Here is a 23,694-nt window from a genome sequence, read left to right on the forward strand (position 1 = left end):
CGGGACCGCCTTCGCCGCTTCGTCATGCGGCCCATTCTACCTGATCCGGCGCAGGTGACAGGTCTTCACCTTGCCGCCGCGGCCATCCGAGCGCTAGACGCAGCCCGATCGAGACGGCGTGCGGTCATAGAGATGAATCTCCGCGCGTCGCTTCCGGTTGAAGCTCTGATTCGAGAAGTCGTGTCCGCCGACGCGGACATTGCGCCCGAAGCGGACTTCGGCCGAGGCGGCCGACGGCTGCGCAACGCTCAATCCCACCGTCATCGCGAGCAGGAATGCGGCGGTCGCTAACGCGTCGGCAATCGCTTTCAAAACCCTCACGCCATCCTCCCGATTGCAGTCGACGGCCGCATCATCCCGAGAAGCTCGGCTCCAGAACGAAAAAGGGGACGGCCCGAAGGCCATCCCCTGAATTGCGTCTCGGCCTCGAAAGGCTGAGGGCGTTGCCGCCGATCAGCGCGAGTAGAACTCGATGACCAGGTTCGGCTCCATCTGCACCGCGTAGGGCACGTCCGACAGGGTCGGGGTGCGGGTGTAGGTGGCGGTCGACTTGCTGTGGTCGGCGTCGATGTAGTCAGGCACGTCGCGCTCGGCGAGAGCAGCCGACTCGATGACGATGGCGAGCTGGCGCGAGCTCTCCTTGACCGCGATCACGTCGCCCGGCTTGACCTGATAGGAAGCGATGTTGACGCGCTTGCCGTTCACGGTGATGTGGCCGTGGTTGACGAACTGGCGGGCGGCGAAGACGGTCGGCACGAACTTGGCGCGGTAGATCACCGCGTCGAGACGGCGCTCGAGCAGGCCGACGAGGTTCTCGCCCGAGTCGCCCTTCAGGCGGATCGCCTCGGCGTAGTAGCGGCGGAACTGCTTCTCGGAGATCGAGCCGTAGTAGCCCTTCAGCTTCTGCTTGGCGCGCAGCTGCGTGCCGAAGTCGGACGGCTTGCCCTTGCGGCGCTGGCCGTGCTGACCGGGGCCGTATTCACGACGGTTGACCGGAGACTTCGGGCGGCCCCAGATGTTCTGACCGAGGCGGCGGTCAATCTTGTACTTCGCCTCATGGCGCTTCGACATATCGCGTGTCCTCTCAGGTTCGCGAGTTGAGGACCGCGCCCTCCTGCTCCTCGACTTTGGCCGAGGCGACAGATCCAGCTTCCGAAGAAGAGCGGATCACGGGTGCGGAAAAAGCCACGCGGCCCCGTGAGGAGCCGCGCGACGAGAGGGCCTATGACGGAAAGCCGGCTTCGAGTCAATTCCGGGACGACGAAAAGCCGTTCGCCAGCGGCATCGGCTCGACGACGACCTGCGCGAGGCCATAGCCGGCCAGCGCGATCCGTAAGGGACCGGTGAGGCCGGAACCGTTGGTGAAGACGGCGACAGCCTCCGGGCAGGCAAGATCAGGCTCGCGGGCGCCGGACAACAGATCGGCGACGCGGCGCGCGATCGCTGGCGCCGGATCGATCCATTCCACCGGCCAGGGCGCGAGCCGCTTCATCCGCTCCAGCAGCAGGGGGTAATGCGTGCAGGAGAGCGTCACGACATCGGTGCGGCGGCCGTCCGATTCGACGAAGCAGGGCGCGATCTCGGCGGCGAGAACCGCGTCGTCGACGGTCTCGCCCTTCAGGGCCTGCTCGGCGAGCCCGGCGAGGCGCGTCGCGCCGACGAGCGTGACGCGGTGACTGGCCGCATAGGTCTCGATCAGTTCGCGTGTGTAGTCGCGCGCCACCGTGCCGGGGGTGGCGAGGACAGAGATCATGCCGCTGCGGGTCGCGGCGGCGGCGGGCTTGATCGCGGGCACCGTGCCGACGAAGGGAATCGCGAAGCGCGCCCTGAGCGCCGGGAGCACCAGGGTCGAGGCGGTGTTGCAGGCGATGACCACGAGATCGGGATGGAAGCGCGCAATGAGGCGTTCCATCACCGCGAGCACGCGAATGACGAGCTCGTCTTCGCTCAGGCGGCCATAGGGAAAGCCGGCATCGTCGGCGGCATAGACGGTATGGGCGCCGGGGCAGGCCCTTGTGGTGCGCCCGAGCACGGTGAGGCCACCGAGGCCGGAATCGAAGACGAGGATGGTCGGCCGGGGCCGGGGGATCGCAAGGGGGCGGTGGCCCGTGCCGGCGAGGAGATCGACTTGCATGATGATGCCGAGGGATTTCAAAGCCCGACTCCGCCAGACACCGGTTAAGAGACGGTCAATGGCGCGTTTATCCACTGTCTCGAAATTTAGTTGACTCCGTCCACTAAATGGACTGGCATTGGTGTGGAGGTGCGCCATGGATGCCGTCGAGACCGAAGCCGTCGCCGCGATCCGCCGCTTCAACCGCTTTCATACCCGCTGGGTGGGGGCGCTCGGCGGCAGCCTGCATGGTTCGGGTCTCGCGCTGGCCGAGGCGCGCGTACTCTATGAACTGGCGCAGCGCGACGACTGGCAGGCGGGCGAGATGGCCAGGGTGCTCGATCTCGATCCGGCCTATCTCTCGCGCATCCTCAAGCGTTTCACGGGTCAGGGCTGGCTCGAACGGACTCGTTCGGCCGCCGATGGGCGTGCCTTGCGCCTGCGTTTGACGGAGCAGGGCAGGGCGGCCTTCCAGCCATTGGACCAGGCTTCCAGCGCGCAGGCGGGGGCCATCCTGCAACGCCTGGCGCCGTCCGAGCAGGCCAGACTTGTTGCCGCGCTTGCGGATACGGAACACCTTCTTTCAGGAGAGACGCGCACCCGTCCCGTCCCCATCATCCGCGAGCATCGCGCTGGCGACATGGGCTGGGTCATCGGCGCCCATGGCCGGCTCTATGCCGAGGACTATGGCTGGGACATCTCCTTCGAGGCGCTCGTCGCGGAGATCGCCGCGAAGTTCCTGCGGGAGTTCAAGCCCGGTCGCGAACGCTGCTTCATCGCCGAGCTGGACGGTGGGCCCGTGGGTTCGGCCTTCGTCGTGCAGGAGGACGGGGCGACCGCCAAGCTCCGGCTCGTGCTGGTCGAAAGGCGGGCGCATGGGCTCGGGCTCGGCAAGCGGCTCGTCCGCGAGGCGATCGGTTTTGCCCGCGCCGCCGGCTACGAGCGCATGGTGCTCTGGACCAACGACATCCTGCATGCGGCGCGGGGCATCTATGTCGGCGAGGGTTTTCGGCTGGTGGCCGAGGAAAAGCACCATTCCTTCGGCCAGGACCTTGTCGGCCAGAACTGGGAACTGACGCTCCGGCCGACCGCGGCCTGACGCGTCAGGCCTTCAGGCGGGCGACTGCGGCTGCTGCGGTGCGGCCTGCCAGCGTCGCGCCGCCGACCGTCATGGCGCCGCCGCCCGCCGTCGCCTCGCCGGCGATGAAGAGGCGGTTGCCGATCGGCTGGGCGAGGGCGTCGCGCGCCGCCTCGTGGCCGGGGTCGCAGATCGAATAGGAGCCGCGGGCGAAGGGATCGGTCCACCAGGCCGGGAAGGAGGCCTCCTTCACCGTCTTGCGGAAATCGGCGCCGACCATCTTCACGAGGAGATCGACGAGATGGGCGCGGGCCTCGTCGGTGCCGGCCTCGGAGAGCTTGCGGGCATAGTCGCCGCCGCAATAGCCGATGACGATGTCCTGGCCGCCCGGGAACATGTCGAGATTCATCAGGCGTTCCGGCGCCGCCGCTTCGAGAAAGCTCGTGCCCGGTGCGATACCGAAGCGGTCACCCTCGACCTTGAGCGCGATCTTGGTCAGCGCGCCCATATGCAGGCCGCCGAGGGCGTCGCGCGTTGCCGCAGGCAGCTCCGGGATGAAGCGGATGGCGCCGGCCTTCAGCACGCCGACGGGTACCGTGACGATGCAGGCATTGGCCCGCAACGTCCCGGAGCGGGTGGTGACGGTGACGCCCGGGCCGTCCCAGCGGATCGCCTCGACCGGCTCGTTCAGGCGGATATCGAGCCCGGCGGCCGAGCGCGCGACGAGATTGCCGTAGCCGGAGGGGACGATGAGATCCTCCCCCGACCACAGGCGCTGGTAGTCGCGCGCGGAGATCCGGCTCGATTCCTCGCCGATCGAGAGCAGCAGGCCGGATGCGGCGACGGGCGCCAGCTCCGGACCGAGATCGCCGAGCAATTCGGCGATCGACATGTCGCGCTGGGTGAGATCGACCGTCTCCAGCCGGCGGTCGATCTGGCCGAAGGCACTGCGGCGGCGGTTGCGTTCCGGCTCGGCCATGGGCCGGCCGTCGGCGAAAACCCTGAAGCCGCTGCCCCAGGATTCGGCGGGGGTTGCAATGCCGAGGTCGCGGGCGATCTGGACCCAGGGGTTGCGTTCCGCCCAGTGGATGAACATCGCGCCGGCATCATAGGCGGCGCCAAGCGAGGCGTCTGTGAAGGCGCGCCCGCCGGTGCGGCCACGCGCTTCGAGCACGACGGCCTGCCGCCCGGCGGCGCGCAAGGCATGAGCGGCGGCAATGCCGGCCGCCCCGGCGCCGATCACCACGACATCGGCATCTGTCGCGGCGGCTGCCCGGCCGGCAACGGCAAAGCTCGCGGCCATGGCGCCTGTTCCCGTCAAGATCGTCCGGCGGTCGAGCATCTCTGAAGTCCCGTGCTGCCCCGCATGTTGGAGCCTTGCCATCGCATTGCAACGGGAAGCTGGCGAGCGGGAGGCAGGCCGCGATCACGAGATCGGGAGCCTCACGGGATGGTGAGGCGGGGTTGCGAGGGTCAGCTTAGAACGATGCGATCCAATATTATTCTTTAGAGAAATTCTACTATTGTGATCTTCCTGCATCGGAAGATATCCTTCGTGTGGCAGCCAATTGACAGTTATCGAGTCGCTCCATATCCGAATATTGTCTTATCGGGGCGGATAAGATCTTGTTTGTATTAATTTAAAACTGTGAAGCGCGGCGGCTCCGGCCCGTAGCGTTCAGAAGGACGGGTCAAGGCCATGGGGACGTATTCCGGCACATTGCGCGAAGGCGTCGCGCTCGGCGCTTTGATGGTGGTGCTGCTGGCTTCGCCTGCGATCGCGCAGCAGCAAGGCCGGACCCGCATCGCGCCTGCGGCGCAGGCTTCGGAAGGTCCAGTCGTTCTCGACCAGATCAACGTGCAGGGTGAGGGCATCCCCGGGGGCGCGCTGCTCAACGGCCCGACGACGACGCGCACGACGCGGGCGGAACTCGACCGCCAGCAGGTGCAGAGCCTGACCGATCTCGCCAACCGGGTCGAGGCGGGCATCACCTTCAACCGGCAGAACAATTCGCTGAACATCCGCGGCCTCGACGGCGCGCGCGTGCTGACGACGGTCGATGGCATCCGCCAGCCCTTCCTGATCGATACGCGCGTCAATCGCGGCGGAAGCGCTGCCTTCGATTTCGACTCGCTGTCGACGCTGGACCTGCTGCGCGGCGGCAGCGGCGGCGCCACGCTCGGCAATGGTGCGCTCGGCGGCGCGCTCGCGGTCCGCACGCTCGACCCGGAGGACCTGATCAAGGCCGGCCGCTCCTATGGCGCGCTGGCCAAGACCGGCTATGACAGCACGGACCGGGCCTGGTTCGGCAGCGCGGCCGTGGCGGCGCGCATGGGCAACACCTCCTTGCTGCTGCAGGGCGGCTTCCGCGACGGCCACGAGATCGACAGCAAGGGCAACATCAAGACGGTCGGCGTCACCCGCACGGCGCCGAGCCCGAGCGACTTCAACCAGTACAACCTCCTCGGCAAGATCTATCACACCATCGACGGGGTGCATCGCTTCGGCCTGACCGGCGAGCTCTTCAAGCGCGCCGAGCGGACCCAGACCCTCACCGGCACCGGCGTCTCGCTGACCGGGAATTTCCGTCCGGGCAACTACGTCACAGGCGAGGATACCGAGCGCAACCGCATCTCGCTCTCCTATGACTACAAGCAGCCCGGCGGCTTCTTCGACGAGGCACATGCCACGCTTTACTGGCAGCGCCTGGTCCGCAACGACATCGTCCACGCCTATCGCTTCACCAGCATCGTCGGCCCCCATATTCGCGACAACGAGAATGAGGAGAACGCCTACGGCTTCAACGGCTACGTGGTGAAGAACTTCCAGACCGGCGTGCTGTCGCACCGCGTGACGCTGGGCACGGAGCTGCGTGCCTCGTCGCTCAAGCAGTATTCTTCGGGCCTCGACAACTGCCCGGCGCGCCCGGCTTCGGGACGTTTCCTGGCGCCGTTCACGACCTGCAACAACCTGCACACCAACCAGGCCGACCAGCCCGATGTCGACGGCAAGCTGTTCGGCCTCTACGTGCATGACGAGATCGGCCTGCTCGACAACCGCCTGCGCATCACGCCTGGCGTGCGTTTCGACTGGTATGAGGAGAAGCCGCAGCAGACGCCGGCCTATTCGATGGGCGGTTCGCAGCCCGTCGGCCTGCCGCCGTCGTCGAGCGACTCGGCCTGGTCGCCGCGCCTGCGGCTCGAATACGACATCCTGAAGAACGCGCCCTGGGTGAAGGACGTCACCGTCTTCGCGCAATGGGCCAAGACGTTCCGCGCGCCGACGGCCAACGAGCTCTACGGCCGCTTCGGCGGGCCGGGCACCTATCTGCGCGCCGGCAATCCCACGCTGCGTCCGGAAAAGGGCAATGGCGTCGATGTCGGCGTCCGCTTCGGCGACAGACAGCTCGGCGGCTCGATCGCTTATTTCTACACGAACTACGACAATTTCATCGAGAGCTATCAGGTTGCCCCGGCTGGCGGGCTCTATCCGCAGGGTGGCGAATTCGGCTTCCGGAACATCCCCAAGGCCGAGATCCAGGGCATCGAGATCAACGGTCAGTACGCTTTCGCGCAGAACTGGCTGGTGCGTGGTTCGTTCGCCTATACCCGCGGCCGCAACAAGACGGATGACGTCTTCCTGAACTCGATCCCGCCGGTGCAGGGCATCGTCGCGGTCGCCTATGGCACCGATCGCTGGGGTGCCGAGGTCTCGGCCAAGCTCGCCGCCGCGCGTGACGACGTCGCCGCGACGACCGGCACCAATGCCGGCTTCAAGACGCCGGGCTATGCGGTGTTCAACGCCTCGGCCTGGTGGCGCCCCGCGCCGCAGATCGCCGACCTTGAATTGCAGGTCGGCGTCTACAATATCTTCGATCGCAAGTATTTCGACGCGGTCAACGTCCCGACCGGTGCTCTGACCCAGGCCCGCGACTACTACAGCGAGCCGGGCCGCACCGTGAAGGCTACGTTGAAGTACCAGTTCTGACCGGGCGTTTCGAGACCCCCCGACCAGACGAGCCGGCCCTTCGGGGCCGGCTTTTTTTATCCTTCGGCGCCGTCCGCCTCATCCGCTTGCCGCGCCAGGAGCCGGGCCTTCTTCGGTCCCTCGACCAGCGACTTGAAGACGCCGCGCAGCGTGCGGGCCTCCTGCTCGGTCATGTCGAGGCGGTGCAGGATATCGCGCAGGTTCGCCGTCATCACCGGCTTCTTGCCGGCCGGGAAGAAGCCGCAAAGATCAAGCTCGCCTTCGAGATAGTCGAACATCGACAGGACCATCTCGCGCTTGGCCGGCGGCGAGGGGTTATTCTCGCGGAAGGGCGGCTCGCCACCCGTCGTCTTGAACCATTCATAGCCGTTGAGCAGCACGGCCTGGGCGAGGTTCAGCGAGGCGAAGGCGGGATTGACCGGGAAGGTCAGGATCGCGTCGGCGAGGCTGATCTCCTCGTTGGTGAGGCCGATGCGCTCGCGTCCGAACAGGATGCCGACGCGCTCGCCGGAGCCGATGCGGCCGGCGACCTCCGGCATGGCCTCGGCCGGGGTCAGGACGCGCTTCATCTGGCCGCGCTCGCGGGCCGTCGTCGCCAGCACGTGGTTGAGGTCGGCGATCGCCTCGGCGGCGGTATCGAAGAGCCGGGCGTTCTCCAGGATATGCGTCGCGCCGGAGGCCGCTGCCGTCGCGCCTTTCTTGAGGCCGCCGCCGCTCGGCCAGCCGTCGCGTGGGGCGACGAGACGCATCTCGGATAAGCCGAAATTCGCCATGGCGCGGGCGCACATACCGATATTCTCGGCGAGCTGGGGCTCGACCAGGATGACGATGGGGGCAGGGGCCTGGACGGCTGGGCGGGTGCGGTCGGTGCCGGAACCGGTCATGGGACAGTCGCTTCGTCTGATCTTCGGTGCAGCACCCAAACGGGCTGCCGCGGGAGGCCATACGTCAAGCCGGTTCTCATGGCGAGCCCGGCGAGGTCGCGAGAGCCACGGACGCAGCATTGCCCGAGAGCTGCCGAGAGCCGGGTTGTCAACTTTTGTTGACGGCGGCGCGCTCGTCAACTAAGGTTGACGGATGGATGATCTGCGCAACATCGCCATCCCGACCGATCCCGAGGAAGCCCTGGCGGCCGTCGTCGCCTTGCGCCGCCTGGCGGATCGGATCGAGCGCGGGGCCGTGCGGTCGGCCCTGCAGCAAGGCTGGCCGTGGTCGCGGATCGCCCTGGCTCTCGGGGTCACCAAGCAAGCCGCCCATAAAAGGCTTTCGGATGTGGTGGCGGATGACCGCTCCACTTAGGGAGAATCGATGTTCGAACGCATCAGATCGAAGCTTGGCGACATGGGTACGATCAAGCGCCTCTGCGAGCGGGCTGAAGCTCATGCCCTGCACGACCAGCAGCGGGAGCCGGGGGCAGAGCATTTCCTGCTTGCCGCCCTCGATCTCCCGGACGGCACGGCCCGCCTCGCCTTCGAGCAGGCGGGGGCCGAGCCTGACGCCCTGAAAGCCGCGATCGAACGGCAATATGGCGATGCCCTTCTCTCGATCGGCCTGACGGTGGACGCGCCGCCCGACATGCCGGTTTCGGCCCATGCCAGCGCCTATCATGCCGCGCCGTCCGGGCAGGTCGTGATGCAAGAGCTGGCGGAAGCCCGAAGAGATCACGCGCCCCTGCTCGGCGCTCACGTCGTCAGCATCGTCGCCGCCATGCCGCAGGGCGTGGCGCTGCGGGCGCTGCGTGCCCTCGGCGTCGATCCCGCCGTTCTGAAATCGAGCGCCGACGCGATCGTCGGGAAGAGTAACCTATGAACGCGTCGCTGCCCGCGCGTTGCCGTGCGGGCAGCCCCCAAGCCGGCCCAAGGTGCCGGCGGATCGTCCGGTTGAACTAGCCTGCCGCCTTTTCGACGGCGCGGAGCACGCGAAGCATGTTGCCGCCGGCGAGTTTGGTCAGGTTCTCCTCCGACCAGCCGCGGCGGATCAGTTCGGCGATCACCGACGGGAAGGTCGTGGTGTCCTCCAGTCCGTCCGGGTTGATCCAGCCGAAGAAATCCGAGCCGATGCCGACATGGTCGTGGCCGATGCGCTTGGCGAGGTATTCGACATGGTCGCAATACTCCGGCAGCGTCGCCTTCGGGCGCGGGCCGGACTTGGCGGCGATCTCGGCCTCGACCTTGTCATGGTCAACGCCTTCGGGGCTCTTGCCGTACTGGTCCTTGGCCGGGCGGTGCCAGTCGCGCGAGGCCTGGCTGATGAAATCCGGCACGAAGGTCGCCATCACCACGCCGCCGTTGCCGGCGACGCGGTCGAGCACGTCGTCGGGGACGTTGCGCGGGTGGTCGCAGAGCGTGAAGGCGTTGGAATGCGACCAGACCAGTGGGGCGCTGGAGACGTCGAGCGCGTCATGCATCACCTTCGGCGCGACATGGGCGAGGTCGATGACCATGCCGAGCTTGTTCATCCGGCGCAGCACGTCCTTGCCGAAGCCGGTGAGCCCGTTATGGCGCGGGGCGTCGGTCGCGGAATCGCACCAGTCGGTGGTATCGTTGTGGCAGAGCGTCATCAGGCGCACGCCGAGATCGTAATAGGCGTCGAGCGCGTCGAGCTCGCCATCGACCGCCGAGCCGTTCTCGATGGTCATGAACAGGGCGATGCGCCCCTCGGCTTTGGCAGCCTCGACATCGGCGGCGGAGAGGCCGGGGCGGAAGACGTTCGCGTGACGCTTGAGGATGTCGCGCATCAGCGCGATCTGGGCGAGCGCGAAGCCGGCAGGATTGGCCTGTTTCGGCGGGACATAGGCCGCGAAGAACTGCGCCGCCATCTTGCCGGCCTGCATGCGCGGGATGTCGGTGTCGCCCTCGGCATGGACCTTGTCGAGGCCGTAGGTGGCGACATCGCCCTTCGCCCTGGCGTCCTTGCGGATGACATAGGGCAGGTCGTTATGGCCGTCGATCAGCGGGACGCGGTCGAGCAAAGCGAGCGCGGCGGCGTAGGCATTGTCCTGGACGGGCGGTTTGGCGAGGGCCATGGCGAGGTCTCGGTCGGGAATCGGGAGCCGGATCGTGGCAGGGAGCGCGCCGGGAGGCGAGGGGGCGGGACGCAGGGGCGCCATGACGACGAGGCGTCGATGCCGGGTGGCACCTCGCACGTGAAGGGTGTCATCCCGCACGCGCTGCGGCACGAAGTGCTGCTGCGCAGATGCGGGATCGTCCGACGAGAAGGCGCCTCTTCCGGATGACGGTCCCGTGTCTGCGCGGCAGCGTTTCACGCTGCAGCGCGCACGGGATGACAGGTGCCCTTCAGCAGGCGGCGCCTTAGACGAACCGCGCCGGCGCGAACGGCGTCGGATCCACGAAGACCTTCTGGCCCGTCACCATTTCCGCGATCATGCGGCCGGTCACGGCGGCGAGCGTCAGGCCGTGATGGGCGTGGCCGAAGGAGAACCACAGGCCCTTGTGCTTCGGCGCCGGGCCGATGATCGGCATCATGTCCGGCGTGCAGGGCCGGCGGCCGAGCCAGGGCTCGGCATCGACACGCTCGCCGAGCGGGAAGAGCTGCTTCGCGATCGGCTCGGCACGGGCCAGCTGGACCGGGGTCTTCGGCGCATCGCGGTCGGCGAATTCGGCGCCGGTGGTCAGGCGGATGCCCTGCAGCATCGGGGCGAGGAAGTAGCCGCGCTCGGTGTCGAGCACCGGATGGTTGAGCACGGCATTGCCCTGCGGCTTGTAATGCATGTGGTAGCCGCGCTTGACCGCGAGCGGCAGGCGGTAACCCAGCTTGTTGCTGAGCACGTCGGCCCAGGGGCCGAGCGCGACGACGACATCCTTGGCCTCGGCCGTGGTGCCGTCGGCGAGGGTGACGATCCAGCCGGCGCCATTCTGCTGGAGCGTGCCGGCATCGCCGATGGCGAGCTTGCCGCCGAGCTTCTCGAACAGCGCGACATAGGCCTTGGACAGGCCGAGCGGATCGACGACGGTGGTCGGGTCGGTCCAGTGCAGGCCGCCGATCAGGCTGCCATGGTCGAGATGCGGCTCCTCGGCCTTGAGTGTCGCCATATCGAGCGCCCGGTAGTTCAGGCCGAATTCGCTGTTCCAGCGGGCGGCCTCCGCGAGGCGGGTGTCGCGCTCCTTCTCGGTGCGGAACACCTTCATCCAGCCGTCACGGCGCAGCAGGTTCGTGGCACCGGCCTCCTGGGCGAGCGCGTCATGCTCGGTGACGCAATGCTCGATCAGCGTCGCGTATTTATGGGCGATCGCCTGATGCTGCGAGGCGCGCGAATGCATCCAGTAGGAAAACAGGAACGGGGCGAGCTTCGGGATCGCGCTCCAGTGATAATGCGCGTCGATGGTGTTGTTCATCGCGTAGCGGATGAGCGCACCGAAATCATGCGGGAAGCCGTAGGGGTAGACGCCCTCGCGCTGGATCAGGCCGGCATTGCCGTAACTGGTTTCCTCGCCGGGAGCACGACGGTCGACGAGCAAGGTGGCGCGCCCGGCCTTCTGGAGATGAAGCGCGACCGAAATGCCGACGACACCGGCGCCGAGAACGATCGTATCCACCTTCATGACCTGCTCCTGCCAGCCCCTTTTCCCGCAAGGATACCGGTTTGCGCCGGCTTGTCAGCGGCGCGACCGGATTTTGCGCGGAACAGCCTAATCTTTCGCAATTTCTGCGCCAGTTTTCCGGAGTGTCCGGTCATGGGCTGCAATCGCTGAAAGACTGCGCAATTTTATGCCGGCGCAGGATTGGCTTGCGTCTGCCGCAGGTGACGCTGCGCGCGCCTTCAGCCAGTGTGCGTCTGTTTCGCAAACGATTCCAGAGCCCGGCCGATGCATCCCGCTGCCTTCATCGCTGCCGCGCTCGCGTGGCTCGGCCGCCATGGCACGCAAGGCTTCGCGCTCTCGATCTTCCTTGGCCTCGCGCTGCCGCAATTCTCGGCGATGGCGCGGCCGGCGCTGCCGATCACGATCTTCTGCTTCACCACGGTCGTGTTCATGCGGCTCGACATGAGCGTGACGCTCGGGCTGCTGCGGCGCCCGGCCAAGCTCGCGGCGAGCTGCGCCTGGCTGATCGCCGGGCCGGTGCTGCTGATCGGCGGGGCGCTCCTGCTGGTCGGGCGCGAGAACCTCGATCCCGGCATCGTGCTCGGGCTCGCCATCATGGGCGCGGCGCCGCCGATCATGTCCTCGCCGGCGGTCGCGATCCTCTACGGCTTCGAGCCCTCGCTGATCATCGCCAGCGTGATCCTGACCACGATCGTCAGCCCCATCGTCGCGCCGATCCTGGTCGAATTGCTGGCGGGGGCAGCGGTGCCGCTCGACCGCTGGGCGCTGACGCTGCGCCTCCTGATCTTCATCGGCGGCGGCATGGCGGTGGCCTCCGCGATCCGGCTCTGGCTCGGCCTTACGCGCATCAAGGCGATGAAGGCCAATCTCGATGGCTTCGGCGTGCTGATGTATTTCATCTTTGCCATCGCCGCGATGGACGGCGTGACCAAGGCTGCGCTCGACAATCCCAGGCTCGTGCTGTTCGTCCTCGGGTGCGTCTTCGCGGTCTCGGCGGCGGGGCTGGCGTCGAGCTGGCTGGTGCTGCGGCTGCTGCCGGCCTCCGAGCGCTTCATGATCGGCTACGGCACGGGACAGCGGAACATGGGCCTGCTCGTCGCGGCTTTGGGGGCAGGGGTCTCGCCGACGACCTTCCTCTATTTCGCGCTGGCGCAGTTCCCGATCTACCTGCTGCCCTGGCTGCTTGGCGGCATCGCAGCGCGGATTCGGCGCCGGGAGGCTGCTGACGGGCGTTGACGCAGCGGCTTGCGAGGCTTTCCCCGTCGCAGGAGAGCCGCGCCATGATCACCCTCTATTCCGGGCCGTTGAGCCTGTTCTCACGCAAGGTCGAGATCGCGCTGACCGAGAAGGGCCTCGCCTTCCAGCGCATCATGGTGCCGTTTAACCAGACGACCGGCTACGATCCCCGGCACCCGGAGGTGCTGGCGCTCAATCCGAAGCGGCAGGTGCCGATCCTGACCGATTGCGGGCTCGTCCTCTACGATTCCACCGTGATCAACGAATATCTCGACGAGGCCTATCCCGAGCCGAAGCTGATGCCGGATACGCCGGTCGAGCGAGCGCGTTGCCGGCTCGACGAGCTCTATGGCGACGAGATCCTGTTCCAGGCGCTGAAGCCCTTGATGTACCGCACGGAGCCGCCTTCGCCGGATCGCGACCGCCGCATCGCCCAGGAGGCGGATGCGCTGATCGCCGAGGAGGGGCTGCTGCGCCATTACGACGTGCTGGAGCAGAAGTTGGCGGGGCGTCCGTTCTTCGGCAGCCGGCTTTCGGTGGCGGATATCGCGATCTTCATGAGCATGCTCTTCATCCGCCGCCTCGGTGGGCCGTCGCTCGACGGCTATCCCGGGTTGGCGGAGTGGTATGCGCGCCTGAAGCTGCGTCCGTCTTTCGCGCAGGTGGTGGCGGAGACGGCGGAAGCGGACCGCAGGCTGTCCGTGCCTGTGGCCCAGCGGCAGCAGCGGAGCGCCTGAACATCGAGGCCGTCATTCTCGGGCGGAGCGAAGCGCAGACCCGAGAATCTCTTGCAGGAGGGGGTATAGGAGCCTCCGTGTCATGAGATGCTCGGGTCAAGCCCGAGCATGACGAGGTTGTATTGGCCTGGTTTCGCGATTGCGGCAGGCGGCTCGGGGCGTTAAACCCCCGGCCATGACCAGCCCCATCCGTATCGCCCCCTCGATCCTCTCGGCCGATTTCGCCAAGCTCGGCGAGGAGGTGCGCGCGATCGACGCTGCTGGCGCCGACTGGATTCATTGCGACGTGATGGACGGGCATTTCGTGCCGAACATCACTTTCGGTCCCGATGTGCTGAAGGCGATCCGCCCGCACACCAGCAAGTTCTTCGACGTGCACCTGATGATCGCGCCCGTCGACCCTTATGTCGAAGCCTTCGCCAAGGCCGGCGCCGACCTGATCTCCTTCCATGTCGAGGCGGGCCCGCATCCGCACCGCACGCTGCAGGCGATCAAGGCGCAGGGCAAGCAAGCCGGTATCGTGCTCAATCCCGGCACGCCGGCGAGCGCCGCCGAGGCCCTGATCGAGGATGTCGATCTCATCCTGCTGATGACGGTCAATCCGGGCTTCGGTGGGCAGAGCTTCATCCGCTCGGTGGTCGAGAAGGTCGCGCAGGTGAAGGCGCTGGTCGGCGACCGGCCGATTTCCATCGAGATCGATGGCGGGGTGACGCCCGAGACAGCGCCACTGGTCGTGAAGGCCGGCGCCGATACGCTGGTCGCGGGCTCGGCCGTGTTCAAGGGCGGGCCTTCGGCCTATGCCGGCAATATCGAAGCGATCCGCAAGGCGGCCGAGGCTGCGCGCGGGTCGTGGGTTTGAGCTTTTTTTGACTGGAGATAGCGGCCGTCATCCCGGCCGTAGCGAAGCGGAGTGCCGGGATCCATCATAGGGCGCCGAGCCCTATGATGGATCCCGGAGCGACCTGCGGTCGTCCGGGATGACGGCGCGCATTGTGTGAAAGGCTTGCGATGATCCCGCGCTATTCCCGCCCCGAGATGGTCGCCATCTGGGAGCCGCAGACCCGCTTCCGCATCTGGTTCGAGATCGAGGCGCATGCGACCGACAAGCTCGCCGAGCTCGGCGTCGTGCCGAAGGAAGCCGCCGCGACGATCTGGGCCAAGGCCAAGGACGCCGTCTTCGACGTCGCGCGCATCGACGAGATCGAGCGCGTCACCAAGCATGACGTCATCGCCTTCCTGACGCATCTCGCCGAGATCGTTGGGCCGGAAGCACGCTTCGTCCACCAGGGCATGACCTCGTCGGACATCCTCGACACCACGCTTTCTGTCCAGCTCGCGCGCGCCACCGATATCCTGATCGCCGATGTCGATGCGCTGCTCGCTGCGATCAAGCGCCGCGCCTTCGAGCACAAGCTCACCCCGACCATCGGCCGCTCGCACGGCATCCATGCCGAGCCGGTGACCTTCGGGCTGAAGCTGGCGCAGGCCTATGCCGAGTTTGACCGTTGCCGCGCCCGCCTCGTCGCGGCCCGCGCGGAGATCGCGACCTGCGCGATCTCGGGCGCCGTCGGCACCTTCGCCAATATCGACCCGAGCGTGGAAGAGTATGTCGCCGAGAAGATGGGCCTCACCGTCGAGCCGGTCTCGACGCAGGTGATCCCGCGCGACCGGCACGCGATGTATTTCGCGACGCTCGGCGTCGTCGCCTCCTGCATCGAGCGCCTCTCGACCGAGATCCGCCACCTGCAGCGCACCGAGGTCTACGAGGCGGAAGAGTATTTCTCGCCGGGCCAGAAGGGCTCCTCGGCGATGCCGCACAAGCGCAATCCGGTGCTGACCGAGAACCTGACCGGCCTGTCTCGCCTCGTGCGCGGCATGGTCACGCCGGCGCTGGAGAACGTGGCGCTCTGGCACGAGCGCGATATCTCGCATTCGTCCGTCGAGCGCATGATCGGCCCCGACGCCACCGTGACGCTCGATTTCGCGCTGGCGCGTCTCACGGGCGTCGTCGACAAGCTGCTGGTCTACCCGCAGAACATGCGCAAGAACCTCGACCGGCTCGGCGGCCTGCACAATTCGCAGCGCGTTCTGCTGGCCCTGACCCAGGCCGGCGCCAGCCGCGAGGACAGCTATTCCATGGTCCAGCGCAACGCGATGCGCACCTGGGAGCATGGCGAGGACTTCCTGACCAACCTGATGGCCGACAAGGACGTCGCCGAGAAGCTTTCAGCTTCCGAACTCAAGGCGATGTTCGACGAGGGCTATCACTTCAAGCATGTCGACACGATCTTCCGCCGGGTGTTCGGGGACGCTTGAACCCGTTGGTGGGGCAACTTATTTTGGACCGGTTCGTCATCCCGCACGCGCCGCAGCACGCAAGTGCTGCTGCGCAGATGCGGAACCGCATGACGGAAAGGCGCTTCTTCGTGAGACGGTCCCGTGTCTGCGCAGCAGCGTTTCACGCTGCAGCGCGCACGGGAAGACAGCTCTACTGATCCATCATGAAATCCTCCGACGTCGATATCCTCATCATCCCCGGCTGGTCGGGCTCCGGGCCCGACCATTGGCAGAGCCGCTGGGAGACCCGGCTCAAGACGGCGCGCCGCGTCGAGCAGGCGGATTGGTACAAGCCTTCCCGCCATGTCTGGGCCGATGAGATCGTGAAGGCCGTGCGCTCAGCCACGCGCCCCGTCGTGCTCGTCGCGCATTCGGCCGGATGCAGCGCCGTCGCCTTCGCCGCCGAGCATCTGCATCCCGGCGAGGTCGCCGGCGCCTTCCTGGTCGCACCGGCTTCCGAGAAGGCGAAGGGCGCCGTGCCCGGCATGGGGCCGGACTTCATCGCGCATCGCCGCGAGAAGCTGCCGTTCCCGTCGGTGCTGATCGGCAGCGCGACCGACCCCTATTGCACGCAGGACGAGGCGAAGGCGCTGGCCGAAGCCTGGGGCTCGGAATTCGTCGATGCCGGCGATAGCGGCCATCTCAACAGCGAATCCGGGCATGGCCCCTGGCCTGACGGGCTTCTGCGTTTCGCAGGCTTTCTCAAGAGCTTGAGCGTGGTTCCGCAGACATTGAGTCAATAGGCGGGCCGGCTTCGCTCTAGGTGAAGGCCCTGAGGCTAGCAGGATATAGACTAGTTGCTGACCAGCCGCTGTTGTTCGGGCAGTCGGGTAAACTCGACGGTCTTGACCACTTCGCCGTCAACGTGAATACGCAACCCTTCGCAATATGCAAAAGCGGCACCTTCGATAGGCATCTCGATCTCGTTGAAGAGAGCGATTGTTCCGATTTCGAGCAACGCTCCGTGGGTCACGACCAGACCGGCACCTCTTTCGCGGACCTGAGGAAGGATACTCCTCCATGACACAAGCTGTCTGGCGGCAAGCGTCTGGTACTCATGAAATCGAGCAAGGTGATTGCTGATGTTCTCCAATGAGGATGGCCATGCAATTCGATCCGGCAGAGCTTCCGGATACAGGCCGAGTTCCTCGGAGGTGTTACTGACGGAAAACCCCATTGCCACAGCAGTTTCTATTGCTCGTGCCAAATTGCTTGTGAGAACGGCATCATAGGGGCCGAGGTGAGCTCCTACTTGTCGAGCCAATTCAATCCCGTCCTGCGATAAATGTTGGCCAGGCTTCTGGCGCATCGCATGCCGCCGAATATCCAGTATCTTCATGAAGCCTCGCGAAACAAGAGTCAGCCGGAGGCGATATTCGGCTGCCGCTTCACAGGTGTAAATCGGAATAGCGACGGCCGTTTCCTGCTCACTCAACGCTCCAGGCGGCTAAGTGTATCTTTCGGTTTTTGTGCAATGCGGCAGAAACGGAGGGCGCTTGCTTTATCCGGGCTCCGCATTTTGCTGCCTGGTTGCCTACGTCGGAATGACACTGGCGGATTCAATCCGTTCGGAACAACGGAAAATCGTGCTCGTTATCTCCCGAACCAGAACTGGAGCGTCCTATGCCGCAAGCGCAACGACGACCGGACGGAGATGGCGACGAGGATGACGACCGTGCGGCTGCCCTGGAAAGAGCCAGCGACCATCTGATCGAGGCTCGGCGCGAAACCGATCGCGCTCAGGCGTCGAGCCTGCGGCTCTTCGTCAACATGGCGCTCATCGAAGCAGCTACCCTGCTGGGCCGCTTCGGTGGCCGCGGGGGAGGCCGCCATTGAGGGCGTTGCTGCCGCGGGCTTGAACGGGAAAGCCTCGACAAAAGCCCATTAAAAAAAGCCCGCTCCGGATGATCCGAAGCGGGCTCTTTCATTCAAGAGGCTGGATCAGCCGCCGAGATCAATTCTCGACATAGGTGATCTTGCCGTCGGCACCCTTCTTCCAGGTGTAGACGGTGTAGTCCGGACGGGTGATGTCGCCCTTCTTGTCGAAGCCGATATCGCCGATCACGGTCTTGACCGGCTGGCCGCCATGCAGCGCCGCAGCGATCTTCTTCGGATCGGTCGAGTTCGCGCGCTTGGCGCCTTCGGCCATGATCTGGACGGCGGCGTAGCTGTAGAGCGTGTAGGCTTCCGGCTTGAAGTTCTTGGAAGCGAACTTCTGGACGACGGCAGCCGCCTCCGGACGCTTCTGCGGGTCCGGCGGGAAGGTCATCAGGGTGCCTTCGACGCCGGGGCCGCCGATGGTGGCGAACTCGTCGGTGGTGATGCCGTCACCCGAGACGAGGACCGTCTTCAGGCCCTGGTCGCGCATCTGGCGCACGATCAGGCCGCCTTCGGTGTGCAAGCCGCCCCAGTAGAGGTAGTCGGCGCCGGAGGCCTTGATCTTCGAGACGAGCGCCGAGAAGTCCTTCTCGCCGGCGTTGATGCCTTCGTAGAGCACTTCCTTGACGCCGCCGGCATTGAGACCCTTCTTGGTCTCGTCGGCGAGGCCCTGGCCATAGGTCGTCTTGTCGTGGACGACGGCGATCTTCTTGTCCTTGAAGTTCTTCAGGAGATAGGCCGAGGCGACGCTGCCCTGCTGATCGTCACGGCCGCAGGTGCGGAAGGTGTTCCACAGGCCGCGCTCGGTGATCTTCGGGTTGGTGGCCGAAGGCGAGATCATCAGGATGCCGTTTTCGGCATAGACTTCGGAGGCCGGCATGGTGACGCCGGAGTTGAAGTGGCCGAGCACCCATTTCACGCCGTCGCCGACGAACTTGTTGGCGACCGAGACGCCCTGCTTCGGATCGGAGACGTCGTCACCGACGGTCACCGTGATCTTCTGGCCGAGGACGCCGCCAGCGGCGTTGATGTCCTCGACGGCCTGTTCGGCGCCATTCTTGAGCTGCGCGCCGAAAGCCGCGTTCGGGCCGGTGATCGGGCCGCCGACGCCGAGCTTGATCTGTGCGTTGGCCACGCCGGAGAAGGCGAGGACCGCGCCGAGCGCAATGCCGCCCAACAGCAGTTTCTTCATGTGATGCAACTCCCCTGTATGATTGACAACGGGCTGGACGGTCCACCCGTCTCGGTGCGTTCTCGTCACCCTAAGCGTCAGTCTTGCGCTTTTTCAGGGGTCTGTCACGCACCAAGCACTCAAGCTCCTTCAGAGCAATTCCGGTCGTATTTCGGCGCCCGCGCGGGGCTTCCAGCCGAAGGGGCCCGCAGGCTCGAACAGCCAGTGATATTGCCGCGTCATCTGCTTGGCGCGGGTGTAGCGCCAGCCGGCATAGCCGAAGCCGATGAGCAGGATGGTGTCGACGATGTAGTAGTGCAGCGTCAGCAGCGTCGCCTGGAACAGGGCGAAATGGATGAAGCGCACGAACAGGCCGAGCACCAGCATGTAGACGAAAAGCTGCCAGTTCGGCCGCCAGGTCAGGGCGATCGCGCGGCCGGCCATCCAGGCGAGCCAGCCGCCCATGACGACGGTCACCAGCAGGAAGAGCCAGATCGTCGGTTCTTCGTAGAGGATGCCCTGCATCTCGTGCTCCCCGCTTCAAGCGGCTTTGGAAGCGGCTGACATCACCACAGCGATGGCATGGGTGGCGTGCGGCCGTCTCTCATCAAAAAGTTGCAGCGGAGGAGAGATGATCCTCCGCCGTCTCATGTCAGTGCCGGCCGCCTTCGAGATAGGCGGCGCGCACCTGCGGGTTGGCGAGCAATTCCTTGCCCGTGCCGCTCATCGTGATGACGCCGTTGACCATCACGTAGCCGCGATGGGCGAGCTTCAGCGCGTGGAAGGCGTTCTGCTCGACCAGGAAGACGGTGAGCCCTTGCGTCTTGTTGAGCTCGCGGATCGCCTCGAAGATCTGCTTCACGATCAGGGGCGCGAGGCCGAGCGATGGCTCGTCGAGCAGGAGGAGCTTCGGGCGTGCCATCAGGGCGCGCGCGATCGCGACCATTTGCTGCTCGCCGCCCGAGAGCGTGCCGCCGCGCTGCTGCAGGCGCTCCTTGATGCGCGGGAAGAGCACACAGATCTTCTCGAGATCCTCGTCGAAGTTCTCGAAATTGCGGACGGAGGCGCCCATCTGCAGGTTCTCGAACACCGTCATGCGCGGGAAGATGCGTCTTCCTTCCGGCGATTGAGCAATTCCCAGGCGCGCGATCTCGTGGCTCGGCATGCGCGTGATGTCGCGGCCCTCATAGGTGACCGAGCCTTCGCGGGCCTGCGGATTGCCGAAGATCGTCATCATCAGCGTGGATTTGCCGGCGCCGTTAGCGCCGATCATGGTGACGATCTCGCCGGGATTGACGTCGATGTCGACGCCCTTCAGCGCGATGATCTTGCCGTAATAGGTCTTGACGCCGCGGACGGCCAGAAGAGGTTGGGCTTGAGTCACGAGATGCCGACCTCCGCTTCGACCTCTTCGACCTCCTCGTCATCGACGCCGAGATAGGCGGCGATGACCTTCGGGTCGGCCTGTACTTCGGCCGGCGTGCCGTCGGCGATCTTGATGCCGTAGTCGAGGACCACGACATGGTCCGAGATTTCCATGACGACCGACATGTCGTGCTCGATCAGCAGCAGTGCCGTGCCGAGGTCCTTGCGGATCGAGAGCAGCAGCGTGTTGAGGTCGAGGCTCTCGCGCGGGTTCAGGCCCGCGGCCGGCTCGTCGAGGCAGAGCAGGACCGGGTCGGTGCACATGGCGCGCGCGATCTCCAGCCGGCGCTGGTCGCCATAGGGCAGATCGGCGGCGGGGTCGTCGGCGCGATGGGTCAGGTTGATCTTGTCGAGCCAGAACTTGGCCTTCTCGATCGCCTCCTTCTCGCGCGCCTTGTAGCCGCCGATGCCGAGGACGCCGAGGAAGGTGAAGCCCGAGGCAGCCATCAGCGGGTTGTGCTGGGCGACCAGCAGGTTCTCCAGCACCGTCATGCCGCCGAAGAGGCGGATGTTCTGGAAGGTGCGGGCGACCTTGGCCTTCCAGGAGATGCGGAAATCCGGCATGCGCTCGAGCAGGTAGCTCGAGCCGTCGTCATGGTTGAGCGAGACCATGCCCTGTGTCGGCTTGTAGAAGCCGGTGATGCAGTTGAAGACCGTGGTCTTGCCGGCGCCGTTGGGGCCGATCAGCGCGGTGATGTCGCCCTTGCGCGCCTGGAAGGACAGCGCGTTGACGGCGGTGAGGCCGCCGAAGCGCATGGTGACCTGCTCGACCTCCAGCAGGGCGCGGCCCTGCGGCGTCAATTGGGGAGCGTTCATGGCCATCAGCCGTGCCCCTCCTGGACGAGATCGGAGGAGATCGCCTTCTTCTCCTTGAGGAAGGCGGTGGGCTCGCGGATCGAGATCAGGCCGCGCGGCTTCCAGATCATGATCACCACCATGGCGAAGCCGAAGATCAGCATGCGGTACTTCGTCGGGTCGAAGTCGTTGCCGAAGATCTGCTTCATCCATTCGAGCTCGCGCAGGAGCTCGGTGCCGCCGATCATCGCGATCGCCGCGATGGCGCAGCCCCAGAGCGAGCCCATGCCGCCGAGCACGACGATGGCGAGGATCACCGCCGATTCCATGAAGACGAAGGATTCAGGCGAGATGAAGCCCTGCCGCGCCGAGAAGAAGGCGCCGGCGAAGCCGCCAAACATGGCGCCGATCGAGAACGCGGTGAGCTTGGTGTTGGTGGTGTTGATGCCGAGCGAGCGGCAGGCGATCTCGTCCTCGCGCAGGGCTTCCCAGGCGCGCCCGACGGGCAGGCGGCGCAGGCGCAGCGTGACGACGGCGGTCAGCAGTGCGAGGCAGAGGATGAGGTAGTAGAGGAAGATCGTTCGGTAGATCGGTGAGAATTCCAGCCCGAAGACGGCGGCGAAGCCATTATCCGCCGCCGTGAAGGGGATGCCGAAGAAGGTCGGGCGCGGGATGCCGGAGATGCCGGCATAGCCGTTCGAGAACTCGGTCCAGTTGATCAGGACGAGGCGGATGATCTCGCCGAAGGCCAGCGTCACGATGGCGAGATAGTCGCCGCGCAGACGCAACACCGGGAAGCCGAGCAGCATGCCCCAGAAGGCGGCGAGGATGCCGGCCAGCGGCAGCAGCAGCCAGAAGGACAGGCCGAAATTCTTGGCCAGAAGCGCGTAGGAATAGGCGCCGACGGCGTAGAAGGCGACATAGCCGAGGTCGAGCAGGCCGGCGAGGCCGACGACGATGTTCAGGCCCCAGCCGAGCATGACGTAGATCAGGATCTGGACGCCGAAATTGTCGATCCATTTCAGCGCGCCGCCCCAGCCGGCGAGCCCGATCGCGATCACCGGGAAGGTGACGAGGAAGCCCAGCCCGAACAGCGAGAAGATGCGGGAATGGCGCTGGAAGAAGGCGACGGTGCCGTGCGGCAGGATGCGCACCGTGGCCTTGCCCTCCTGCTGGCCCTGCTTGCGCAGCGCGACCAGGAAGCGGCCGACGAAGACGATGGCGACGGCCCAGGCGACGGCATCCCAGCGTGGGTCGAGCACCAGGACGTTGTCCAGGTTCTGGCGCGTGCCCCAGGCGATGATCGGGATGCAGAGGCCGAGCGTGACGAGGGCGGCGAAGCCGGCCTCCTTGAAGGCCGCCTTCAGGTCGCGGCCGGGAGCGGCCGGGTTTGCGGTCGGGTTGTTCGCCATGGCGTCAGACCTTCTCGACTTCCGGCCGCCCGAGCAGGCCGGAGGGCATGAAGACCAGCACGATCGCCAGGATCGTGAAGGCGGCGACGTCCTTGTAGTCGATGGTGAAATAGGCCGACCACATCACCTCGATCAGGCCGATCAGCAGGCCCCCGATGACCGCGCCGGGCAGCGAGCCGATGCCGCCGAGCACCGCGGCCGTGAAGGCCTTGACGCCGGGCGTGAAGCCGTCGGCGAAGTTCACGACGCCGTAGAGCACGAGGTACATCACGCCGGCCACCGCCGCGAGCGCCGCGCCCATGATGAAGGTGATCGAGATCGTGCGGTCGACATCGATGCCGAGGAGGGCCGCCATCTTGCGGTCCTGCTCGCAGGCGCGCTGGGCCCGGCCGAGCGGCGTCTTCTGCACGATGTACCAGAAGGCCGCGAGCAGCACCGCCGTCGTCAGGATGATGACGATCTGCTTGTAGGAGATCTGGACCGAATAGGTCGTGCTCTCGATCAGGGTGATCGACTTGTTGAGCAGCGGCGGAATCGACTTGTTGCGCGGGCCCTGCACGACCTGCACGAAGTTCATCAGGAAGATCGACATGCCGATCGCCGAGATCAGGGGCGCGAGGCGGAAGGAGCCGCGCAGCGGCCGGTAGGCGACGCGCTCGATCGTCCAATTCCACAGCGAGGTGAAGAACATCGCCAGCCCCAGCACCACGACCAGCGCCAGCATGACCATGCCGGCGCCGGTGCCGACCACCGCGGTGATCAGCATGAAGAAGATCAGCGCGATGAAGGCGGAGAGCATGAAAATGTCGCCGTGGGCGAAGTTCACCATGCCGATGATGCCGAACACCATCGTGTAGCCGATGGCGATGAGACCGTAGATCGATCCCAGTGTCAGCCCGTTGATGAGCTGCTGCAGGAAGACTTCCATGAAAAACGCCGACCCCTCGAACCAGCTCCCGTTC

At 65.9% G+C, this 23,694-nt stretch carries 24 protein-coding genes; 10 read left to right on the plus strand and 14 right to left on the minus strand.

Annotated elements, in window-relative coordinates; all coding sequences use genetic code 11:
• Positions 1 to 93 precede the first annotated feature (93 nt).
• The 3 genes from AC3WMA_RS21215 to murI all read right to left on the minus strand — a co-directional run bounded on the left by AC3WMA_RS21215 (position 94) and on the right by murI (position 2,134).
• A complete protein-coding gene (locus AC3WMA_RS21215) occupies positions 94 to 312 on the minus strand; it encodes a hypothetical protein (RefSeq protein WP_492287319.1) in 219 nt (72 codons plus the stop codon).
• A gap of 141 nt (positions 313 to 453) precedes the next feature.
• Positions 454 to 1,071: a 30S ribosomal protein S4 gene (rpsD, locus tag AC3WMA_RS21220; RefSeq protein ID WP_199085872.1), complete on the minus strand. Its 618-nt coding sequence runs from the start codon at positions 1,069 to 1,071 to the stop codon at positions 454 to 456.
• 175 nt (positions 1,072 to 1,246) lie between these two features.
• On the minus strand, positions 1,247 to 2,134 hold the full coding sequence (murI, locus tag AC3WMA_RS21225) for a glutamate racemase (protein ID WP_492287445.1): 888 nt from the start codon (positions 2,132 to 2,134) through the stop codon (positions 1,247 to 1,249).
• A gap of 136 nt (positions 2,135 to 2,270) precedes the next feature.
• On the opposite strand from murI, the gene AC3WMA_RS21230 reads away from it, so the two are divergent.
• Entirely contained in the window at positions 2,271 to 3,212 is a 942-nt protein-coding gene (locus tag AC3WMA_RS21230) for a bifunctional helix-turn-helix transcriptional regulator/GNAT family N-acetyltransferase (protein WP_492287320.1), read from the plus strand.
• Between the two features lie 4 nt (positions 3,213 to 3,216).
• Here AC3WMA_RS21230 and AC3WMA_RS21235 read toward each other — a convergent pair whose 3' ends face one another.
• Positions 3,217 to 4,494, minus strand: a complete 1,278-nt coding sequence (locus AC3WMA_RS21235) for a flavin monoamine oxidase family protein (protein WP_492287321.1) — start codon at positions 4,492 to 4,494, stop codon at positions 3,217 to 3,219.
• A 396-nt stretch (positions 4,495 to 4,890) separates the two neighbouring features.
• Between AC3WMA_RS21235 and AC3WMA_RS21240 the strand changes: the two genes are divergently transcribed.
• Complete coding sequence (locus tag AC3WMA_RS21240) at positions 4,891 to 7,179, plus strand: TonB-dependent hemoglobin/transferrin/lactoferrin family receptor (RefSeq protein ID WP_492287322.1); 2,289 nt, start codon at positions 4,891 to 4,893, stop codon at positions 7,177 to 7,179.
• Positions 7,180 to 7,235: 56 nt separating this feature from the next.
• On the opposite strand, the gene AC3WMA_RS21245 is transcribed toward AC3WMA_RS21240, so the two are convergent.
• Positions 7,236 to 8,063, minus strand: coding sequence for an RNA methyltransferase (locus AC3WMA_RS21245; RefSeq protein ID WP_492287323.1), 828 nt, complete (start codon positions 8,061 to 8,063; stop codon positions 7,236 to 7,238).
• A gap of 193 nt (positions 8,064 to 8,256) precedes the next feature.
• On the opposite strand from AC3WMA_RS21245, the gene AC3WMA_RS21250 reads away from it, so the two are divergent.
• Both AC3WMA_RS21250 and AC3WMA_RS21255 read left to right on the plus strand, forming a co-directional pair.
• Positions 8,257 to 8,478: a hypothetical protein gene (locus AC3WMA_RS21250; RefSeq protein WP_492287324.1), complete on the plus strand. Its 222-nt coding sequence runs from the start codon at positions 8,257 to 8,259 to the stop codon at positions 8,476 to 8,478.
• A gap of 9 nt (positions 8,479 to 8,487) precedes the next feature.
• Positions 8,488 to 8,988 (plus strand): Clp protease N-terminal domain-containing protein, encoded by a 501-nt coding sequence (locus tag AC3WMA_RS21255; protein ID WP_492287325.1) that lies wholly within the window; start codon positions 8,488 to 8,490, stop codon positions 8,986 to 8,988.
• 76 nt (positions 8,989 to 9,064) lie between these two features.
• Here AC3WMA_RS21255 and AC3WMA_RS21260 read toward each other — a convergent pair whose 3' ends face one another.
• Entirely contained in the window at positions 9,065 to 10,204 is a 1,140-nt protein-coding gene (locus tag AC3WMA_RS21260; RefSeq protein ID WP_492287326.1) for a dipeptidase, read from the minus strand.
• A gap of 286 nt (positions 10,205 to 10,490) precedes the next feature.
• On the minus strand, positions 10,491 to 11,741 hold the full coding sequence (locus tag AC3WMA_RS21265; RefSeq protein ID WP_492287327.1) for an NAD(P)/FAD-dependent oxidoreductase: 1,251 nt from the start codon (positions 11,739 to 11,741) through the stop codon (positions 10,491 to 10,493).
• 264 nt (positions 11,742 to 12,005) lie between these two features.
• On the opposite strand from AC3WMA_RS21265, the gene AC3WMA_RS21270 reads away from it, so the two are divergent.
• From AC3WMA_RS21270 to AC3WMA_RS21290, 5 genes are all read left to right on the plus strand, one after another.
• Positions 12,006 to 12,977 carry a hypothetical protein gene (locus AC3WMA_RS21270; protein WP_492287328.1) on the plus strand — a complete coding sequence of 324 codons (972 nt, stop codon included), beginning with the start codon at positions 12,006 to 12,008 and terminating at the stop codon, positions 12,975 to 12,977.
• Between the two features lie 44 nt (positions 12,978 to 13,021).
• Positions 13,022 to 13,714 carry a glutathione S-transferase family protein gene (locus tag AC3WMA_RS21275; protein ID WP_492287329.1) on the plus strand — a complete coding sequence of 231 codons (693 nt, stop codon included), beginning with the start codon at positions 13,022 to 13,024 and terminating at the stop codon, positions 13,712 to 13,714.
• A 175-nt stretch (positions 13,715 to 13,889) separates the two neighbouring features.
• Positions 13,890 to 14,573 (plus strand): ribulose-phosphate 3-epimerase, encoded by a 684-nt coding sequence (gene rpe / locus AC3WMA_RS21280; protein ID WP_492287330.1) that lies wholly within the window; start codon positions 13,890 to 13,892, stop codon positions 14,571 to 14,573.
• 149 nt (positions 14,574 to 14,722) lie between these two features.
• Positions 14,723 to 16,030 carry an adenylosuccinate lyase gene (gene purB, locus AC3WMA_RS21285; protein ID WP_492287331.1) on the plus strand — a complete coding sequence of 436 codons (1,308 nt, stop codon included), beginning with the start codon at positions 14,723 to 14,725 and terminating at the stop codon, positions 16,028 to 16,030.
• Positions 16,031 to 16,215: 185 nt separating this feature from the next.
• A complete protein-coding gene (locus AC3WMA_RS21290; protein ID WP_492287332.1) occupies positions 16,216 to 16,794 on the plus strand; it encodes an RBBP9/YdeN family alpha/beta hydrolase in 579 nt (192 codons plus the stop codon).
• A gap of 50 nt (positions 16,795 to 16,844) precedes the next feature.
• Here the strand turns inward: AC3WMA_RS21290 and AC3WMA_RS21295 are convergent, their stop codons facing one another.
• Positions 16,845 to 17,486: a phosphoglycerate mutase family protein gene (locus AC3WMA_RS21295; protein ID WP_492287333.1), complete on the minus strand. Its 642-nt coding sequence runs from the start codon at positions 17,484 to 17,486 to the stop codon at positions 16,845 to 16,847.
• A 188-nt stretch (positions 17,487 to 17,674) separates the two neighbouring features.
• Here AC3WMA_RS21295 and AC3WMA_RS21300 point away from each other — a divergent pair, with 188 nt between their 5' ends.
• A complete protein-coding gene (locus AC3WMA_RS21300) occupies positions 17,675 to 17,887 on the plus strand; it encodes a hypothetical protein (RefSeq protein WP_492287334.1) in 213 nt (70 codons plus the stop codon).
• A gap of 118 nt (positions 17,888 to 18,005) precedes the next feature.
• Here AC3WMA_RS21300 and AC3WMA_RS21305 read toward each other — a convergent pair whose 3' ends face one another.
• From AC3WMA_RS21305 to AC3WMA_RS21330, 6 genes are all read right to left on the minus strand, one after another.
• Positions 18,006 to 19,121 (minus strand): branched-chain amino acid ABC transporter substrate-binding protein, encoded by a 1,116-nt coding sequence (locus tag AC3WMA_RS21305; protein WP_492287335.1) that lies wholly within the window; start codon positions 19,119 to 19,121, stop codon positions 18,006 to 18,008.
• Positions 19,122 to 19,250: 129 nt separating this feature from the next.
• Positions 19,251 to 19,625, minus strand: a complete 375-nt coding sequence (locus tag AC3WMA_RS21310) for a DUF6867 family protein (protein WP_492287336.1) — start codon at positions 19,623 to 19,625, stop codon at positions 19,251 to 19,253.
• A 127-nt stretch (positions 19,626 to 19,752) separates the two neighbouring features.
• Positions 19,753 to 20,484 carry an ABC transporter ATP-binding protein gene (locus AC3WMA_RS21315; protein WP_492287337.1) on the minus strand — a complete coding sequence of 244 codons (732 nt, stop codon included), beginning with the start codon at positions 20,482 to 20,484 and terminating at the stop codon, positions 19,753 to 19,755.
• Positions 20,481 to 21,341: an ABC transporter ATP-binding protein gene (locus tag AC3WMA_RS21320; protein ID WP_492287446.1), complete on the minus strand. Its 861-nt coding sequence runs from the start codon at positions 21,339 to 21,341 to the stop codon at positions 20,481 to 20,483. The genes AC3WMA_RS21315 and AC3WMA_RS21320 overlap by 4 nt, the downstream gene beginning before the upstream one ends.
• A gap of 5 nt (positions 21,342 to 21,346) precedes the next feature.
• The gene (gene livM, locus AC3WMA_RS21325; protein WP_492287338.1) at positions 21,347 to 22,732 is read right to left on the minus strand and encodes a high-affinity branched-chain amino acid ABC transporter permease LivM; all 1,386 of its coding nucleotides are present in this window, start codon (positions 22,730 to 22,732) and stop codon (positions 21,347 to 21,349) included.
• Between the two features lie 4 nt (positions 22,733 to 22,736).
• Positions 22,737 to 23,660 carry an ABC transporter permease subunit gene (locus tag AC3WMA_RS21330; protein ID WP_492287339.1) on the minus strand — a complete coding sequence of 308 codons (924 nt, stop codon included), beginning with the start codon at positions 23,658 to 23,660 and terminating at the stop codon, positions 22,737 to 22,739.
• Between the last annotated feature and the right edge of the window lie 34 nt (positions 23,661 to 23,694).

This window comes from Allobosea sp. FW305-C-101 (assembly GCF_058783685.1).

Coding starts and splice junctions, on each gene's coding strand:
- rpe (WP_492287330.1), top strand. CDS start 13,890: ATGACCAGCCCCATCCGTATCGCCCCCTCGATCCTCTCGGCCGATTTC.
- AC3WMA_RS21300 (WP_492287334.1), top strand. CDS start 17,675: ATGCCGCAAGCGCAACGACGACCGGACGGAGATGGCGACGAGGATGAC.
- murI (WP_492287445.1), bottom strand. CDS start 2,134: ATGCAAGTCGATCTCCTCGCCGGCACGGGCCACCGCCCCCTTGCGATC.
- AC3WMA_RS21260 (WP_492287326.1), bottom strand. CDS start 10,204: ATGGCCCTCGCCAAACCGCCCGTCCAGGACAATGCCTACGCCGCCGCG.
- AC3WMA_RS21310 (WP_492287336.1), bottom strand. CDS start 19,625: ATGCAGGGCATCCTCTACGAAGAACCGACGATCTGGCTCTTCCTGCTG.
- AC3WMA_RS21255 (WP_492287325.1), top strand. CDS start 8,488: ATGTTCGAACGCATCAGATCGAAGCTTGGCGACATGGGTACGATCAAG.
- livM (WP_492287338.1), bottom strand. CDS start 22,732: ATGGCGAACAACCCGACCGCAAACCCGGCCGCTCCCGGCCGCGACCTG.
- purB (WP_492287331.1), top strand. CDS start 14,723: ATGATCCCGCGCTATTCCCGCCCCGAGATGGTCGCCATCTGGGAGCCG.
- AC3WMA_RS21270 (WP_492287328.1), top strand. CDS start 12,006: ATGCATCCCGCTGCCTTCATCGCTGCCGCGCTCGCGTGGCTCGGCCGC.
- AC3WMA_RS21230 (WP_492287320.1), top strand. CDS start 2,271: ATGGATGCCGTCGAGACCGAAGCCGTCGCCGCGATCCGCCGCTTCAAC.
- AC3WMA_RS21250 (WP_492287324.1), top strand. CDS start 8,257: ATGGATGATCTGCGCAACATCGCCATCCCGACCGATCCCGAGGAAGCC.
- AC3WMA_RS21265 (WP_492287327.1), bottom strand. CDS start 11,741: ATGAAGGTGGATACGATCGTTCTCGGCGCCGGTGTCGTCGGCATTTCG.
- AC3WMA_RS21275 (WP_492287329.1), top strand. CDS start 13,022: ATGATCACCCTCTATTCCGGGCCGTTGAGCCTGTTCTCACGCAAGGTC.
- AC3WMA_RS21240 (WP_492287322.1), top strand. CDS start 4,891: ATGGGGACGTATTCCGGCACATTGCGCGAAGGCGTCGCGCTCGGCGCT.
- AC3WMA_RS21245 (WP_492287323.1), bottom strand. CDS start 8,063: ATGACCGGTTCCGGCACCGACCGCACCCGCCCAGCCGTCCAGGCCCCT.
- rpsD (WP_199085872.1), bottom strand. CDS start 1,071: ATGTCGAAGCGCCATGAGGCGAAGTACAAGATTGACCGCCGCCTCGGT.
- AC3WMA_RS21305 (WP_492287335.1), bottom strand. CDS start 19,121: ATGAAGAAACTGCTGTTGGGCGGCATTGCGCTCGGCGCGGTCCTCGCC.
- AC3WMA_RS21290 (WP_492287332.1), top strand. CDS start 16,216: ATGAAATCCTCCGACGTCGATATCCTCATCATCCCCGGCTGGTCGGGC.
- AC3WMA_RS21330 (WP_492287339.1), bottom strand. CDS start 23,660: ATGGAAGTCTTCCTGCAGCAGCTCATCAACGGGCTGACACTGGGATCG.
- AC3WMA_RS21320 (WP_492287446.1), bottom strand. CDS start 21,341: ATGAACGCTCCCCAATTGACGCCGCAGGGCCGCGCCCTGCTGGAGGTC.
- AC3WMA_RS21235 (WP_492287321.1), bottom strand. CDS start 4,494: ATGGCCGCGAGCTTTGCCGTTGCCGGCCGGGCAGCCGCCGCGACAGAT.